Source organism: Modestobacter versicolor (assembly GCF_041028285.1).
GTDB classification, from domain to species: Bacteria; Actinomycetota; Actinomycetes; order Mycobacteriales; family Geodermatophilaceae; genus Modestobacter; species Modestobacter versicolor_A.
This window is the reverse complement of record NZ_JABGDB010000032.1, coordinates 1-621: the sequence shown is the minus strand read 5'-3', so window position 1 is coordinate 621 and position 621 is coordinate 1. Positions and strand designations below refer to the sequence as shown.

The 621-nt window shown below is 37.4% G+C and carries 2 protein-coding genes; both read right to left on the bottom strand.

Features of this window, described 5'->3' with window-relative positions:
* Positions 1–300: hypothetical protein (locus HL054_RS22125; protein ID WP_369141288.1), on the bottom strand; the 300-nt coding region annotated here is incomplete at its 3' end.
* Between the two features lie 66 nt (positions 301–366).
* Positions 367–621, bottom strand: a 255-nt coding sequence (locus tag HL054_RS22120; protein WP_369141287.1) for a DNA cytosine methyltransferase, incomplete at its 5' end; no start/stop codon positions are given.

The window sequence follows — 621 nt, the reverse complement described above, 5'->3', positions numbered from 1 at the left end:
GCTGTCATCATTGAATGGAATTCTTTGATAGGCAATTTTGTTTTCTTGTTCACAATCTCCTGCTCTTAAAGTTTTAGATACTCCATCGATTCCGAGAAAGTCCTTCTTCTGGTTGAACGTGTGTTCTTGGAAGGAGGTTAAGCTCTCTCTCTCTCTCTCTCTCTCTCTCTCTCTCTCTCTCTCTCTCTCTACATTAACAAGTGTGCCTAACATAGCAACTTTGTTAATCTCTTGTGAGTTCTGGTTATTAAACTTGTCTAAGTTTAATTGAATAATCTTACCATTGTAATTGTTTAGCATATTGTTGAAATAATACAGTTTGGGGATTGCAGCGGCACAAATTGTGCCGCTTTGCTTTTCAACACTTCAATACCTATTGTGAAAACCGTTTATCAGTTTCCCATCACTTGCCCTAGGTAAATTGATGAAGTTGCTGAATTGAAGATAATTGCCTTCAACCAACTCAACACTTTGTGCTGGTGCGTCAAAATCAATTATGTCTTTCAATGCCTTGTTAACCTTTGTTTCATTAAGTAAAGGTGAAATGTCAACCATTTCCAAATCGTTCCTTGTAAGGACGATAAATACCCTTTCCCTTGATTGCGGGACATTGAAGTATTT